This is a genomic window from Neobacillus sp. B24 (assembly GCF_055381825.1).
Genome location: NZ_AP035777.1, coordinates 1466350 through 1481853, shown reverse-complemented (window position 1 = coordinate 1481853; position 15504 = coordinate 1466350). Strand labels below are relative to the sequence as shown.

Sequence of the window (15504 nt, the reverse complement as noted above, 5' to 3'; positions counted from 1 at the left end):
AAATATTCTTTTAGCTTTGGCCGGATTGACTGTTACCAGCGTTGCCGCCCTTTTGTGCAGAGCGAGCGTTTTGTTGTCTTACTTGTTGTGCATTTGTTTCACTTGCAAACTCAGTGCCAAATTGGCCAGAAGCACCAGCAGAGCCTGCACCGGCAGAGCCTGCGCCAGCAGAGCCTGAACCAGCATTTCCGCCACGTTGAGCAGAAGCTTGGTTTTGTTGTCTCACTTCTTGTGCATTTGTCTCACTTGCAAACTCAGTGCCAAATTGACCTGCACCACCTGCACCTTGAGATTGAGCATTTTGTTGCCTTACTTGCTGAATGTTAGTTCCAGCAGAAGTTTTGTTAGGCTGTTGATTGAAATTTGCCATTGTTATCACCTCCACAGAAATTAATTTACCCGCTTCCGTGGAGATTATCCAAAAGTTTTTTAGGAATATTTTTATACAAGTAAGGATATGCCGCCATCGACAATAATCGTCTGGCCGCGAATCATGCTGGACTCGTCAGATAGCAGGAACATCACGCAATTGACCATGTCCTCAATCTCCACCATTCTTCCAGCCGGCGTTTTATCCGCCGCCTCCTGAAGCAGCTCGTCACGATTGGGGAAATGCTTTAGTGCTTCGGTATCAACCGCACCGCCAGAAACCGCATTAACAACGATGTTTTTTGACGCCAATTCCACCGCAAGGTATCTTGTCAGGGCTTCAAGAGCTGCTTTGGATACGCCTACTGCTGTATAGTTCTCCAGATAGCGAATGGATCCTAGAGAGCTGATGCTGACAATTTTCCCGCCGCCGTTTTTCTCCATCAGCTTGGCCGCTTCCTGAGCGCAAAAAAGGAGTGCCTTGCTATTGATATTTAAGGTCCAGTCCCAATGGGATTCTTCCAGCTCCATTGCCGGGCGCTGAACCCCAGAGGCAGCGTTATTGACAAAAATATCAAGGCGGCCAAATTCTTGGTCGATTTGGGCAAACATATCTTTAATTTTGGCGACATCGCCTACATTTGCTTTTACGACTAAAACTTTTCTGCCGAGAGCTTTGATTTGCTCAGCTGTTTCTTGTGCGCCAGATTTGCTGCGCGCATAATTAATCACAATGTCGTATCCGGCTTGTGCCAGGCGAAGCGCGGTTGCTTTGCCGATTCCTCTGCTGCTGCCGGTAATTAATGCTACTTTTTGTGTCATGGTTACAATCCCTTCCCACTATTATGTATTGCTACTATTTTAGCCTTTCCGTGAATAGATGACAATTTTTATAAAAAAACTAATGGAGACTATGCTTTGAAAGGGAGAATTGACATGTATGAAGGCCGGGATATCACGGAGTTATCGATGATGGCAAAAGCGGATTGGAACGATACAGAGCTCGCCTATTTTCACCATGCCCTGCAGCAAATGACCCCTTATTTAAACAGTGAGGGACAATCGATCCACAAACAAATTGTCGAGGAGATTGAACATCGGGGCGGGTTGAAAGGATAAATCTAGGTGACCGTTTTGGTTACTTTTGGATTGACGGTCACTTAGACTCTTGATACGTGACCTTTTTTGCGTATTTTTTGTTTAAAAGGTCACGTAGAGCCTCGCTACGTGACCTCTTTTGCTTCTTTTGCCTCTTTTCCGTTTAAACGCACGTAGATTAATGTCACTTATCTAAATAAAGCTTAAACATCTTCTGATACGGCACCGGAAACGCATAATCAGCGATTTCCTCCACTGTAACCAGTTTCCACTCGTTGCTTTCTTCCATTTCTGCATTTATTTTTCCAATATAAACTCTCATATTCCAAACAAGGTGTGAAAATACATGTTGGATTTGGCCAATAATTTGTTCAAGACCAATTTTTAAATCATGGGTTTCGTTAAAGAGTGTCACTACCTGCTCCCGTTCGTGCTGCAATGGGTGCAGAATTTCAACTGTCGGGAACTCCCATAAATTCGCCAGCAGGCCGTCAGACGGGCGCTTGTGAATCAATATTTTCCCGTTATCATCAACTAAAACCGCTGCTGCAAGTTCGACATTGCGTGTTTTCGTTTTTTTCGTTTTGACTGGCAGTTCTGATTGAACCCCTTCCTCAAAAGCCTGGCAATGCTCGCGCACCGGACACAGCAGGCAGGATGGTGACGTTGGCGTACAAACTAACGCCCCCAACTCCATTAAAGCCTGGTTAAATGAAGAAGGATCCTCATGTGAGATCAGCTCGCGGACCGCCTCCTCAAACACCTTTCGAGAAGAAGGTTTGGCAATATCCACCCAAATCGACAGTATCCTTGACAGCACACGCATGACATTGCCATCCACGGCCGGCTCCGGAATGCCGTAAGCTATGCTCAAAATTGCCCCAGCCGTATAGGGGCCGACACCTTTCAGTCCGCTGATTTCCTCAGGGGTACTCGGAACCTCACCATTATATTTTTCCTTTACTTCCCGTACCGCTGACTGCAGGTTCCGAACCCGTGAATAGTATCCAAGACCTTCCCAAGCTTTCAGAATCTTGTCCTCTTCCGCCCAGGCCAAATCGTCAATCGTCGGAAACCAGTCGATAAACCTGTTAAAATAAGGAATGACAGTGTCCACCCGTGTTTGCTGAAGCATAATCTCTGACACCCATACCTTGTAGGGGTCGCGATCCTTTCGCCATGGCAAGTCCCGCTGTTCTGCTTTAAACCATGAGATCAAATCATTCTGAAATGCATTTATATTGATTTTTTTGACATTTTTTAGTTCAATTGACATAACATTTACTCCTCTATTAGTAAACCAAGTTAAATTAGGGAATATAATAATAAAAGCGGAAGCGCCTCGGTCAGCCCGACTGCGTAAGCAAGCCGGCAGGAAGGTTGTTTTTTAACCTTCACGACGGATTGACTTATGACCCGAGGGGCTAGGCGCTGGCCAGATAAAATAAGTAATTCTGTATTACGATAAGTCAAATTGCCGAATTTGACAAGAACTTTAACAAGGGGGAAATTTTTCTTGGATACTGGAACTCATGTTGTGATGGGGATTGCTCTTGGCGGTTTAGCAACACTTGATCCGGCAGTTGCAGCCAATCACGCTACTACTACCAGTGTTTTAATTGCAACGATTGCTGGTTCGCAAATACCAGATATTGATACAGTGTTAAAATTAAGAAATAATGCCATTTATATCCGCAATCATCGCGGCGCAACCCATTCCATCCCCGCGGTTATTCTGTGGCCGCTTCTCATAACGGCGGTTATTTATCCATTCTTTTCGGATGCCAATCTTCTTCATTTATGGGCTTGGGCATTTGCCGCTGTTTTTATCCATGTCTTCGTTGATATTTTTAATGCCTATGGCACTCAGGCGCTTCGACCATTCTCAGCAAAATGGGTGGCGCTAGGGGTAATCAATACATTCGACCCTGTCATTTTTGGCATTCACATTGTAGGGATTCTTATTTGGATTGCTGGTGCAAACCCTGGATACACATTTCTGATCATGTATGCCATCATCATTGGCTACTATATCCTGAGGATCCAAGCAAAAAAGCGGGTATTAGTCGGAGTTCGCGCTCTGATTCCCGATGCAACAGAAATCATTATTGCTCCAACAATGCGGTTCCATCAATGGAAAATTGCGGCAATGAATGAGAACATCTTTTTTGTAGGAAGTTCAATTAATGGTAAAGTGGAAATTCTCGACCGTTTCAGACGAATTCCAGTTCCGAATACTCCAGTGATTGAAGCAGCTAAAAAAGATGATAATATCGCGGCCTTTCTCTCGTTCTCTCCCGTTTATCGCTGGGAAGTGGATGAATACAATACCTATTACGAAGTTCGGTTCATCGACTTGCGATACCGAAGTAACGGTCACTACCCATTTGTCGCCGTGGTCCAATTAGATTTGGATTTAAAGCCCATAACTTCTTATACCGGCTGGGTGTTCAGCGAGAAAAAGCTGCGTAAAAAATTGGGAATACTACCGGGTTAAAAGGAAAACTCGCCGATTGGCGAGTTTTTTAGTGTAAAGTTTGGTTTGATTCATTAAAGTATTTTTCAAATTTGGGGTTGGTAGCGGTAAATTCATGAAGTTTGTCCCCATAATTCTGTATCCACTGTTTGACGATTCGTTCGGTCATTTCACTGCCCATGTATTCTTCGCCAGCCCGGGCATATGTGGTTTCAAAGTCCTCCCACAGCAGTTCAACCCATGTACGAGCTTGGTTATAGGAAATTTGATCATTTTTTTCAAGCAGCAGCTTGGTCAATTTTTCATGATAGTCATTCATCGGTAAGCCCCTTCTTTGCCATTATTCTTTTAACATAAGTGAAAAAATTAACGTCCATACTAATGATGCGTGGCAAGCATTGTGAAGCACCTTTGCTTATCACGTTCTGGAATCCATTAATGGAGGTACAGCATGAGAAATAAACAGACAGGTTTTCCAAATCAATCTAACAACAAATTTGAGGGAGAGCCGCGGGCGAAAGCAGAATATGCTTCCAAGCGAGCCGATGGCACCATCAACACACATCCTCAGGAACGGATGCGCGCGTCAGGCCAGCGGGACGATGAATCGCCGCAAGTATGGAAGTAGTTTGCCATCACAACAAGCCAGAGATTTTCCTCTGGCTTGTTACTCACATTATTTCAACCACTTCAGCAAAGAAATTGGCAGCGCCTCTTCCTTCCCGTCACCTTTTGTGCGATAGCCCCAAGCAAATACGCCATTCATATAATCAATTTTAAAATATTCCCCAGGTGCGCCTTCAATTTCATAGATTTCGCCCGGCTTAAACACTTTCGGGTCCAGCATATACGCCCGAGCCATATGTACCTTGCGTTCGAGCACGGCAAACTCATTAACCATTCCCATTTGCTCCGCTTTTCGCGCCTGCTCCTGAAGCTTGGAAATTTCTTGCCGCAATTCATGTTCTGTCATGTCGCTATACCGTTTCTCCTGCTGCATCCTTCTTCACTCCTATCTCTTTATTTTAGTATAATTATTTTTATGAAATTAATAAAGTCTTAACGGAGGTTCCATATGAATTCGATGGTTATTACAGGCGGAGGTTCCGGATTAGGGAAAGAACTTGCACTGCTTTTTTCACAAAAAGGTTTTCATATCTTACTGGCTGGAAGAACAGTTGAAAAATTATCTGGAGTCAAACACGAAATTGAGGCAAGTGGCGGTAGAGCAGATTTCCTTCAGATGGATGTTAGTAATGGAGCTGAGGTCACGAGGGTAATTAGTGATGCATGCCAGAAGTATGATATTTACGGTGTGGTGAATAATGCCGGGGTCGGCCATTTCGGACCGTTCGTTGATATAACCGAAAAGCAAATTGAAGAAATGTTAGATACGAATGTACTCGGTACAATTCTTATGACGAAAGCTGTTTTACCTTTGTTGGTTGGGAGGGGTGAAGGCCGGGTCATGAATATTATTTCAACTGCGGGGTTGCGTGGTAAGGTAAGCGAGGCTGTTTATTGTGCCAGCAAATTCGCGGTCCGGGGCTTTACCGAAGCGCTGCAAAAGGAATATGAAGGCAGCAAGATAAAGTTTAATGCGGTTTATATGGGCGGCATGAATACGCCGTTTTGGGATGCAGGCGACTATGTAAAAGACCCGTCCCAGCTACCTTCCCCAAGATCTGTAGCAGAGGTTATCATGGAGCAGATTGATCAGGATACAATTGTTATTGAAAGGAAAAAGTAATTGGCTAGTATCATTGCCAGTGTTTCCGCTTTTAGCTTAGGATAGTTTGATTCTCTGTCTCGATGATTTTGTCCTTCATCGGCTTGATGAAGGACAGTTTACCTGCTCCACGTATTGATTTTGTCTTTCAGTAGCTTCATAAAGGACATTTCTGCAAAAAACTTAGCTTTTTTGTCTTTTAGACGCGTTCTATTAGACACTTTCTCCTCTTCACTCACCGATTTTGTCTATTAGATGCCCTCTATTAGACACTTTCTCCGATTCCCGACCTACTTTTGTCTTTTAGACGCGTTCTATTAGACACTTTCTCCTCTTCACTCACCGATTTTGTCTATTAGATGCCCTCTATTAGACACTTTCTCCGATTCCCGACCTACTTTGTCTTTTAGAAACGGTCTATTAGACACTTTTGCCGCAACAGTTTCCAATTTTGTCTTTTAGAATGAAATGTACCCTTACGAATCTTCTATTTCCCCAAGATATTTCTCAATCAAATCCATCGCAAAGCCTTTCCGGTACAAGGTCTGCTTCATTTTCTGCTGAAATTCGTACCCGCTCAACTGCCCGTATTTCCGCAGTGCCTTTTCTCCTTGGAAGCGGATCGCTTCCATCTCCTCGTCAACGTTCTCTTCCTCAGTTTCACTGATGGCAATTCCGATTACCTCAAAAGAATACCCTTTTCGAAGCAGCGTTTGTTCAAGCTTTTGCTTTTGAATACGCATGGAATCTTTGGAATTTTTATTAAAAAATTTACCGGCGATTTTAACCGCCTTTTCAATCTGCTGCTCTAGTGGAAACTCGTCCAAGGCTGCAGCTAAAATTTGCTCACTGATTCCTTTTTCCTTCAATTCTTGCTTAACATTATCCGGTCCCTTGTCCGTTGTATTGGCCTGTGTCCGCACATAGGCCATAGCAAAATCCTCGTCATTTAGGTATTTTTGAGCGATTAATTTATGCAGCACCTCATTAATGACTGGCTCTTCGACCTCTTTTTTCTGCAAATAATCCCGTACTTCCTTTTCTGACCTCATCCTCCGAGCCAAATAGTTAATCGCAAGGTTATAGGACTTGCGAATATCGTCCTGAAACTGGATTTCCATTAACGAAAATTCGTCGATTTCCATGCCTTTTTTTAACTGAAACCGGATTAATACATCACTGTCGACACTGAAGGCATATTCTTCGCCGCTGCCGCGATCCATAAACACATTAAACCGATCTTGATTTTTTTGCTGGGTAGTTATTTTTGTAATAATGCCCATATTGTTCACTTCACTTTGCCATATTCTTCTACAAATATTATACAATATTTTAAAGGGGGGTGCGTAGCGACATGAGGATTGCTATTGCCGGAGGAACGGGATTTGTCGGGAAAGCGCTGGTCCGGGAGTTGGTCCAGCAGGAGCATGAGGTGATTGTGTTAACCAGAAGGCCTGCGAGCGGAACTGGAAAATTCCGCTATGTTCAGTGGCTTACGGAACAATCTAATCCGACTGATGAATTGGAAGGAACCGATATATTTATCAACCTTGCGGGCGAATCGATTAACAGTGGGCGCTGGACGGAGCAAAGAAAGAAAAGAATATTGACCAGCAGAATTGATGCAGTCAGAGAACTTTTAAATATTATGAGAAAATTGAAGAGTAAACCTCATGCCTTGATTAACTCCAGCGCGATTGGTTTTTATGGAACATCTTTGGAACAAACATTTATCGAAGCCGACAAAGGTTCAGGAGAAGACTTTTTATCAAGAACAGTCATAGATTGGGAGCAAGAAGCATCCAAAGCCGAGGAACTTGGAGTGCGGACGATTCTGTGTCGATTTGGCATCATCTTGGACAAAAAGGGAGGCGCACTTTCGAAAATGCTTTTTCCCTATCAAGCCTTTATCGGCGGGCCGATGGGCTCAGGAAAGCAATGGATGTCGTGGATTCATATTGCTGATGTGGTCAAGGGAATTACGTTTGTGATGGAGAATGAGGATATTCTTGGTCCGGTGAATTTTACCGCTCCTTCCCCGGTAACAATGAATGAGTTTGGTAAGTCGTTGGCGATGGTGCTGCAGCGGCCGCATTGGCTACCGGTTCCAGAATTGGCGCTAAGGTTCTTATTGGGAGAAATGAGCACGTTAGTGGTAGACGGGCAGAAGGTGCTGCCAAACGAGTTATTAAAGAATGGCTACGAATTCACCTATCCCGATTTAAAAAGCGCCTTAGAAAATATATTTTCGTAAAAATGGTATTATTCCTTTTTTAAAAGGCAAAAATGGAAACGTGTACATGATGTACCATTTATACCTGCTTTAAATAAATTTGGAAGGGATGAATCATGATGTCGGAAAACAAAAAACGCAATAAGGATCGTGAACGTACAAATTTAACAAGCATGCAGGAAGTAACCTATGGCCATGAATTTAAAATGGCGGACCGTGCCGCCGGCTACATGAACCGCAAAGGCAGACAGTAAGATACATAATTTTTTCCATTAATGGACCTCTTTTATTTGGTAAAGCTAGTAAGGGGAGCGTAGCGATTGCGGCTCCACTAGCTACCATTGAAAGGGGTTTTTTTCATGGGCCGTTCACACGGACATAAAACTCGTGACCGAAATAAAGCATCACTTCCACAGGTTCCAAGTAACATGAAATCAGACGGGCAGGATGTAGAATTTTCAAAAGAAATGGCTGACGGAGCGGATATGGAGGCACAAGCACGGGCAAATGCCGCCAATCAGCGCGTACAAAATCGTAACCGCTAATGTTGATCACAGCTCTTATTTGCCTGTTGGTCAGAAAGAAATGGCGGGCATCGAAGGCATAAAAAAAGAAGAAGCAGGATTCCTGCTTCTTTTATAATGAAAAAAGGGGGAAATCATATGAATCATGAGTTCTAAAGAGAGGTATCCGTTTTGGCAACGGCTAGAACTCGGCACTGCTGTAATTCCCATAGATCAAGTTGGCAAAACATTCTTGTCTACACCCTTACTATACTCCCGGTTACCCTTTTAAACAACTGCTTTCACAGTTTCTTAACATATTTATGTTGGAAATTTGACTAGATTGTGAACTAACCAATGTGGATATGTTGTAAACCTAAAATATCTTACACCACCACTACTTCTTTCTGTTCCACTTCTCCAAGAATCGCAAAATAAAGAATATTCTCGAGCTGTTCCAAATCAGATTTGCTTGCTTTGATGACCCTGATTCCGTTACCGACCTCATCTATTATTGTACCTGTTGCGAGGGTATCATGATGCCCCTGTACTAACCATAATTCCTGTTTTAGCCCTTCATTATGCTCACGATCAGCAACAGGAGTTTGCGAGTACTTTTTCCTACCGGAAGGGTTTTGACAGACGTAAACCAGATCTTCGATGACAGCACTCGCGGTCGGAAACATTCCTGCGCCAGGGCCCTGCAGGGTAATCCGGCCGACAATATCGGAGTACACATTGACCGCATTTTCGACCCCTTCGACATGATAAAAAGGATGCTCATCACCTACAAGTACAGGTTGCACCGAAGCCTTGATTTGCTCCCCAACCTTTGTCAGGCTGGCAACATGTTTAAAACGAAGCCCTAACTTTCCTGCCGCTTCAATTAATTCGCTGGTGATAGCGGTAATCCCCTGCCGCTCTACCCCATGCCAATCCGGCTCTTCCCCAAAAGCAATACGGCTTAGAATCATGGTTTTATAAAAGGCATCGAAGCCTTCAACGTCGTTCGTTGGGTCTACCTCGGCATAGCCATTTTGCTGCGCCTGCGATAAGCTTTCCGCAAAAGACTGCTGCTTTTCCCGCATTTGTGTCAGGATAAAATTCGACGTCCCATTTAAGATTCCTTGAATCTGTTGGACACGGTTTATTTTTAACAATTGCCGTAACGTTTGGATGACCGGAATACCCCCGGCGACTGTCGCCTCAAAGCCGACAGAAACGTTATGCTGCTCAGCCAGTTCCATGAGTTCACTCCCATGATGAGCAAACATTTCTTTGTTGGCGGTAATGATGTGGCAGCCGTGTTGTATTGCCTTTTTCAAATAGGTAAAGGTCGGTTCTTTGCCAACAATGGCTTCTACCACAATATCCACCTGCGGCAATTGGAGAATTTCTTCGAAGTCTGTAGTGAGTAGCACTTCCGGAGCAATATCCCTTTTCTTCTGTTTATTTTTTATCAGTACGGCAGCCACTTCCACCTTTTTTCCCAAAACAGCAGCCAGTTCTTCCCCGTGGGAAGAAATCGTCCGATATGCCCCTTCTCCAACGGTACCAAAACCGAGAATAGCTACCTTTAACACTGCCATTTCATTCCCTCCCTTTTTTCGAAAAAATAAAAACCCCCTTCGATAAGAAGAGGGCGATTCGTCCTCCTCTTATCTGTCAGGTTAAAGATAACCTGCAGGAATTAGCACCTTTTCAAGGAATACCTTGAAGGTTGCCGGGCTTCATCGGGCCTAGTCCCTCCGCCTCTCTGGATAAGAGATTTATATTTTTAAATTTTCGTTCATTTCCAAGTTATAAAAGAAATATTAGCTGAATCTTCCATTAAAGTCAATAGTTAAAGTGGCAATAATGAAATGGATTCTTGCCCGCTGATCCGTTCAACCATATCCAGCCATTCCTGTGGTTTGTTTGACAGCACGGCATAATATGTCGTCAGGAAGTCTTTAACTAGAGCTGCCGGGAGCTGGTCAAGCTCATCTTTAGTCGGCATGAAGCATAGGTCGAGACCCTTGACTGCCTCTCCGTTGTTTTCCCATGACGGATGGACGTAGTTTAGGTCCAGGCGCTTATAGCCCAGGTGTGACAACACTTCGCGGCGAACATACGGATCCATCACCTTAACGCCGCCAAATTCATGATGTTCCACCCGGTAAGGGTCATATATTTCGGCAAACATCCCGAATAATTCTTTCCCGTTTTCCTTTGCCAGCTGCTGAAGATCCTTTAAGCGATTTTGCGCAAGGAAACGGCCTAGGCTCAGACCCGGTTTGCTGATGATGGTAAAATCAGTCATCGCAATGTTCCAGTCAGGATAATAGCGATATTCGGTCGCCCCGACCACTTGATTGTTGTCGACAGCAACGAACACGCGAATCGATGGGTCCTCAAGCGGCTCCTTCCAAAGATCGTACTCGAGGACTTCTTCCGGCGGAAAAATTTGTCCCATTAGGTCGTGCAGTTTTTTGAAATTCGGGTCAGTGATATTGATAATGCGTTTGTATTCCATAGGTTTGTGAATCTCCTTTTTTATTTAAACGGATTTTTCCATTCCATCAGGGCAGCGTAGTTACAGGACTCTTCATCTTCAAGATAGTTTTCGGCGATACCTAGTGGTACGCGTCCGCAGCGCAGCAAAAAGCTGATAACCGGGTCCTTGAGCTGGCCTGTTATAATTGCATTCAAATATTCGTTTGGTGTCATGGTTTCAGCGACCTTGTGGTAGCCCGGCATCCGCCCGCCGCCAAGCAGCCGATCATAGCCTTTTTCAATCACAACATGGTACATCGCCTGCATCATTAGTTTGCCAAGTCCAAGCTTGCGGTACTGGGGACGGACACTGATGTCGACGATGTACAGCGTGTTGCCGTTGGGATTGTGGTTGCGAATATAGCCGTGGTCAGTGATTTTCTCCCAGTTATGGTTAGGGTCGTTCGAGTCAAATTCAACGACGAGACCGGTAAGCGACCCGGCGAGTTCACCGTTGATTTCTACACATAAAGCCCCTTCCGGGAAATGGGTAACATGGCTGGTCAACTGTTCTTTATTCCACCACAGTTCAGAGGGAAACGGGGGCGGAAAGCATTCCGCCTGGATATCAATGAGTTGGTCAAAATCATCCTTCGTGTAATTACGGATACAAATCGGCAGGAGCCGGTCTTGGTCGTACACGTAAAATTCACTTCGGTACATTGGGCTCACCCCTATTGCCAATCTGTGTATAGATCCGTTCTGCGGTCGCGCCAAGTAGTGACTGCACCGCGCTCTCTTACTTCGTAAAGCAGATCAAGGTCGAGGTCTGCGGTGACAACCATATCGTCGTTGATTTCCCCTTGCACTTGAATACCTTGCGGCGGGAATGGGATATCGTTAGGCGTAATAACGACAGCCTGGCCGAAGTTTGCACGCATGAAGTCGACTGTTGGCAGCGCACCGACAGTTCCGGTTAGAACCACATATACCTGATTTTCAATCGCCCGGGCATGGCTGGTGTAGCGGACACGATGGAAGCCGTGGCGGTCATCTGTACAGGATGGGCAGAAAATCACGTCAGCGCCCTTTGCCTTAGCCATGCGGACGATTTCTGGAAATTCGATATCATAGCAGGTCAGCAGGGCAATTTTCCCCTTGTCAGTTTCAAAAATTTGAAAAGAGTCACCAGGTGCCATATTCCATTCTTTAATTTCAGTTGGGGTAATATGGAGCTTGGCCTGCTCACCGATTCTGCCGTCCGGGTAGAACAGGTGCGCAGTGTTATAAAGCTTGCCGTCTTTTTCAATAACATGCGTTCCGGCAATGATGTGCATGTTTGTTTGTTTGGCAAATTTGGCGAAAAGTTCTTTGTAATTTTCGGTGAAGCTTGGCAGATCGTTGATTGTCAGGCTCTGGCCTTGACCGTTACCGATAGACAGCAGCTGGGTCGTGAAGAATTCCGGAAACAGGACAAATTCCGCCCCAAATTCCTCGGCTGTTTTTATGTAATGCTCGCACTGGGCGGCGAACTCCTCAAAGGAATGGATTGTATGTAGATGGTACTGAACTGCAGAAACTCTTAGTTTCATTTTTGGCCTCCTTGTTGGATGATTTGTTTGATTCCTAATGGAGATTATCTACTATTTATGGAGGGAATACAAATGAAATGCGCCTCGTAAATCTTTTTTACCATCCCCTCCATACCAAGCCACCCCTGGTATAAAAGAACAAGCCAGCTGGTCGCTGGCTCGACTATATATATACTCGTATTTTGTGTTGATATCCGCTGATATTGTGTCGATATCCTTCAGTTTTGTGTTGATATCTGCTGAAAATATGTCGATATCCACCTAAAGTGTGTTGATATATTTTTCAGAGCAAAAAGTTACCCCTTTTAATGCTCCAATTTCCCCTCACCCAGCTCAATCTGCGCTCGCACCTGCTCCGGCGAAGTCCCACCAAAGCTGTTCCTCACCGCCACAACATGTTCCGGGGCCAAAACTTTGTAAATATCCTCTTCAAACAACAAACTAAATTCCTTATACTCTTCCATGCTCAAATCCAATAAAAACTTGCCGGACTGGATCGCATAGAGAACAATTTTTCCAATCACTTCATGAGCCTCACGGAATGGCAGGCCTTTACGGACAAGGTAATCGGCAATATCGGTCGCATTGGAAAAATCGTTATTGATGGCTTTACGCATGACATCTTTGCGAACCGTCATACTTTCAATCATTGGTGCCAGCAGCTTCAATGACCCTTCCAGCGTTTCCACCGTGTCAAACATGCCTTCCTTGTCTTCCTGAAGGTCCTTGTTATAGGCGAGCGGCAGACCCTTCAACACCGTCAACAAACCAACCAAATTGCCGTACACACGGCCGGTTTTCCCGCGCAACAACTCCGGCACGTCCGGGTTCTTTTTCTGCGGCATAATGCTTGAGCCAGTACAGAACGAGTCATCCAACTCGATAAACTGAAACTCCTGGCTTGACCAAATTACAAACTCCTCCGATATACGGGAAATGTGCGTCATGATGATTGAGCCAATCGACAGAAACTCGAGGATAAAATCACGGTCGCTGACGGCATCCATACTATTCGGATAAATCGTTTCAAAGCCCAACTGCCCTGCGACAAGTTCACGGTTAATCGGGAAAGTTGTCCCAGCTAAAGCCCCGGATCCCAGTGGCAGCCAGTTCACCCGTTTCAATGAATCTAGCAATCTTTCTTTATCGCGCTCGAACATCCAGAAATACGCCATTAAATGATGGGCAAAGGAAACAGGCTGGGCACGCTGCAGGTGGGTGTAGCCCGGAATCAGCGTCTCCACATGCTCCTTTGCTTGACCGATAATTGCCTTCTGGACATCCTCCACCAATTTAATCAGCTCAGTTGTTTTTGTCCGTAAATAAAGATGCATGTCGGTGGCAACCTGGTCGTTACGGCTGCGTCCAGTATGGAGTTTGCCGCCCACAGGACCAATCTCTTCAATCAACTGCCGCTCAATATTCATATGAATATCTTCATCTTCCACTAAAAATTCCACTTCACCGCGGTCTACTTTTTCCTTAATCTTTAGCAGGCCGGCTTTAATTTTCTCCGCATCCTCCAAAGGAATGATGCTGCATTCACCAAGCATTTGCACATGAGCGAGGCTCCCGGCGATATCTTCTTTGGCCAGCTTTTGGTCGAAGGAAATCGATGCGGTGAACTCCTCAACTAGCTTGTTTGTTTCCTTTGTAAAACGTCCGCCCCATAACTTTGACATTGAAATATCCTCCTAAAAATGGGAGCCCCCGAAAAGAAGTTTCGAGGGCAATCCGCTCCAATTCCTATTATTTATTTAAAACTGTCGCTTTATTATTTACCTCTGTATAAACCTTTGTCGGCAGTCCCCAAAGCTTGATGAAGCCAACAGCCGCGTTATGATCAAAAGCATCGCCTTTTGTATACGTGGCCAATTCCTCATTGTAAAGGCTGTGTACGGATTTACGGCCGACAACGGTATGATTGCCTTTATGAAGCTTGACCCGGATGGTGCCTGACACGACTTTTTGCGTTTCGTCGATAAACGCATCAAGCGCAGCTTTTAATGGTGAATACCAAAGGCCCTCATAAATGATTTTCGCCATTTGCTGCTCCACTTGGGTCTTAAACTGAGTTACCTCGCGTGGCAATGTTAAAAACTCAAGCTCCTTGTGAGCATTGATTAAAATCAAAGCTGCTGGATTTTCGTAAACTTCACGAGACTTGATTCCTACCAATCTATTTTCAATATGATCGATACGCCCGACACCGTGCTTGCCGCCAAGTGCATTCAACGTTTCAATCAACTGAACTAACGGTAATTTATCGCCATTAAGGGCAACTGGAACGCCTTGTTCGAATTCGATTTCCACATACTCTGCAGCATCTGGAGTCAATTCGATCGGATTGGTCCAGTCATAAGCCTCTTCAGGTGCCTCAGCCCAAGGATCCTCGAGCACACCTGCTTCGCAGGCGCGGCCCCAAATGTTGGCGTCAATCGAGAATGGATTATCCAAGTCTACTGGAATTGGAATCCCGTTTTTCTCGGCATATTTGATTTCCTCGTCACGGGTCATACCCCATTCACGTACTGGCGCAACTACTTTCAAGCTTGGATTTAATGCTTGAACAGAAACCTCAAAACGAACTTGGTCGTTTCCTTTTCCGGTACAGCCATGGGCAACCGCAGCAGCGCCTTCTTGCTCTGCCACCTCGACCAATAATTTTGAAATTAACGGTCTTGATAGTGCGGAGGATAGTGGGTATTTCCCTTCATATAAACAATTAGCCTTTAAAGCTGGTAAAATATAATCCTTGGCTAGCAATTCTTTGGCATCAACCATGATGGCCTTGATCGCCCCGACGTTCAACGCCTTATTTTTAATAGCTTCCAAGTCTTTGCCTTCACCGACATCCAGCCCTAACGCGATGACGTCATAGCCGTATTTTTCTTGAATCCATTTCACCGAAACCGATGTATCTAAACCGCCTGAGTAGGCTAACACAATTTTTTCCTTTGCCATTTGTAACGCTCCTTACCATTTGATGTTCGTATTATTATTCATTCATAAGTATTATTATACATAAC

The 15504-nt window shown here is 44.7% G+C and carries 18 protein-coding genes, 2 pseudogenes and 1 riboswitch; of the genes and pseudogenes, 7 read left to right on the top strand and 13 right to left on the bottom strand.

Features of this window, described 5'->3' with window-relative positions:
* Positions 1-10: 10 nt before the first annotated feature.
* The 3 genes and pseudogenes from ACZ43M_RS07310 to fabL all read right to left on the bottom strand — a co-directional run.
* Positions 11-136 (bottom strand): annotated as a pseudogene (locus ACZ43M_RS07310) (gamma-type small acid-soluble spore protein); the annotation flags it as partial.
* Positions 137-196: 60 nt separating this feature from the next.
* Positions 197-370 (bottom strand): annotated as a pseudogene (locus ACZ43M_RS07305) (gamma-type small acid-soluble spore protein); the annotation flags it as partial.
* 71 nt (positions 371-441) lie between these two features.
* Positions 442-1191 (bottom strand): enoyl-[acyl-carrier-protein] reductase FabL, encoded by a 750-nt coding sequence (gene fabL, locus ACZ43M_RS07300; RefSeq protein ID WP_464506752.1) that lies wholly within the window; start codon positions 1189-1191, stop codon positions 442-444.
* Positions 1192-1305: 114 nt separating this feature from the next.
* On the opposite strand from fabL, the gene ACZ43M_RS07295 reads away from it, so the two are divergent.
* Entirely contained in the window at positions 1306-1488 is a 183-nt protein-coding gene (locus ACZ43M_RS07295; RefSeq protein WP_464507983.1) for a hypothetical protein, read from the top strand.
* 163 nt (positions 1489-1651) lie between these two features.
* On the opposite strand, the gene mutY is transcribed toward ACZ43M_RS07295, so the two are convergent.
* On the bottom strand, positions 1652-2743 hold the full coding sequence (mutY, locus tag ACZ43M_RS07290) for an A/G-specific adenine glycosylase (RefSeq protein WP_464506751.1): 1092 nt from the start codon (positions 2741-2743) through the stop codon (positions 1652-1654).
* A gap of 240 nt (positions 2744-2983) precedes the next feature.
* Here mutY and ACZ43M_RS07285 point away from each other — a divergent pair, with 240 nt between their 5' ends.
* Positions 2984-3964: a metal-dependent hydrolase gene (locus ACZ43M_RS07285; RefSeq protein WP_464506749.1), complete on the top strand. Its 981-nt coding sequence runs from the start codon at positions 2984-2986 to the stop codon at positions 3962-3964.
* Between the two features lie 28 nt (positions 3965-3992).
* On the opposite strand, the gene ACZ43M_RS07280 is transcribed toward ACZ43M_RS07285, so the two are convergent.
* Positions 3993-4262 carry a YfhJ family protein gene (locus ACZ43M_RS07280; RefSeq protein ID WP_464506747.1) on the bottom strand — a complete coding sequence of 90 codons (270 nt, stop codon included), beginning with the start codon at positions 4260-4262 and terminating at the stop codon, positions 3993-3995.
* 132 nt (positions 4263-4394) lie between these two features.
* Here ACZ43M_RS07280 and ACZ43M_RS07275 point away from each other — a divergent pair, with 132 nt between their 5' ends.
* On the top strand, positions 4395-4571 hold the full coding sequence (locus tag ACZ43M_RS07275; RefSeq protein ID WP_464506746.1) for a small, acid-soluble spore protein K: 177 nt from the start codon (positions 4395-4397) through the stop codon (positions 4569-4571).
* Positions 4572-4619: 48 nt separating this feature from the next.
* On the opposite strand, the gene ACZ43M_RS07270 is transcribed toward ACZ43M_RS07275, so the two are convergent.
* Positions 4620-4943, bottom strand: a complete 324-nt coding sequence (locus ACZ43M_RS07270) for a YfhH family protein (RefSeq protein WP_464506744.1) — start codon at positions 4941-4943, stop codon at positions 4620-4622.
* A gap of 75 nt (positions 4944-5018) precedes the next feature.
* Here ACZ43M_RS07270 and ACZ43M_RS07265 point away from each other — a divergent pair, with 75 nt between their 5' ends.
* Positions 5019-5693, top strand: coding sequence for an SDR family NAD(P)-dependent oxidoreductase (locus ACZ43M_RS07265; protein ID WP_464506743.1), 675 nt, complete (start codon positions 5019-5021; stop codon positions 5691-5693).
* A 455-nt stretch (positions 5694-6148) separates the two neighbouring features.
* Here ACZ43M_RS07265 and recX read toward each other — a convergent pair whose 3' ends face one another.
* A complete protein-coding gene (gene recX, locus ACZ43M_RS07260; RefSeq protein ID WP_464506742.1) occupies positions 6149-6955 on the bottom strand; it encodes a recombination regulator RecX in 807 nt (268 codons plus the stop codon).
* Positions 6956-7026: 71 nt separating this feature from the next.
* Between recX and ACZ43M_RS07255 the strand changes: the two genes are divergently transcribed.
* From ACZ43M_RS07255 to ACZ43M_RS07245, 3 genes are all read left to right on the top strand, one after another.
* On the top strand, positions 7027-7926 hold the full coding sequence (locus ACZ43M_RS07255; protein ID WP_464506741.1) for a TIGR01777 family oxidoreductase: 900 nt from the start codon (positions 7027-7029) through the stop codon (positions 7924-7926).
* Between the two features lie 95 nt (positions 7927-8021).
* A complete protein-coding gene (locus ACZ43M_RS07250; RefSeq protein ID WP_464506740.1) occupies positions 8022-8159 on the top strand; it encodes a YfhE family protein in 138 nt (45 codons plus the stop codon).
* Between the two features lie 105 nt (positions 8160-8264).
* A complete protein-coding gene (locus ACZ43M_RS07245; protein WP_464506739.1) occupies positions 8265-8450 on the top strand; it encodes a YfhD family protein in 186 nt (61 codons plus the stop codon).
* Positions 8451-8794: 344 nt separating this feature from the next.
* Here ACZ43M_RS07245 and ACZ43M_RS07240 read toward each other — a convergent pair whose 3' ends face one another.
* From ACZ43M_RS07240 to ACZ43M_RS07215, 6 genes are all read right to left on the bottom strand, one after another.
* Entirely contained in the window at positions 8795-9997 is a 1203-nt protein-coding gene (locus ACZ43M_RS07240) for a homoserine dehydrogenase (RefSeq protein ID WP_464506738.1), read from the bottom strand.
* Between the two features lie 66 nt (positions 9998-10063).
* Positions 10064-10175, bottom strand: a riboswitch (SAM riboswitch).
* Between the two features lie 76 nt (positions 10176-10251).
* A complete protein-coding gene (locus tag ACZ43M_RS07235; protein ID WP_464506737.1) occupies positions 10252-10923 on the bottom strand; it encodes a GNAT family N-acetyltransferase in 672 nt (223 codons plus the stop codon).
* Between the two features lie 20 nt (positions 10924-10943).
* Complete coding sequence (locus ACZ43M_RS07230; protein ID WP_464506736.1) at positions 10944-11606, bottom strand: GNAT family N-acetyltransferase; 663 nt, start codon at positions 11604-11606, stop codon at positions 10944-10946.
* 11 nt (positions 11607-11617) lie between these two features.
* Positions 11618-12475 carry a carbon-nitrogen hydrolase family protein gene (locus ACZ43M_RS07225; RefSeq protein ID WP_464506735.1) on the bottom strand — a complete coding sequence of 286 codons (858 nt, stop codon included), beginning with the start codon at positions 12473-12475 and terminating at the stop codon, positions 11618-11620.
* A 305-nt stretch (positions 12476-12780) separates the two neighbouring features.
* Positions 12781-14157, bottom strand: coding sequence for an argininosuccinate lyase (gene argH, locus ACZ43M_RS07220; RefSeq protein WP_464506734.1), 1377 nt, complete (start codon positions 14155-14157; stop codon positions 12781-12783).
* Between the two features lie 67 nt (positions 14158-14224).
* Entirely contained in the window at positions 14225-15439 is a 1215-nt protein-coding gene (locus ACZ43M_RS07215) for an argininosuccinate synthase (protein ID WP_464506733.1), read from the bottom strand.
* Positions 15440-15504: the final 65 nt, after the last annotated feature.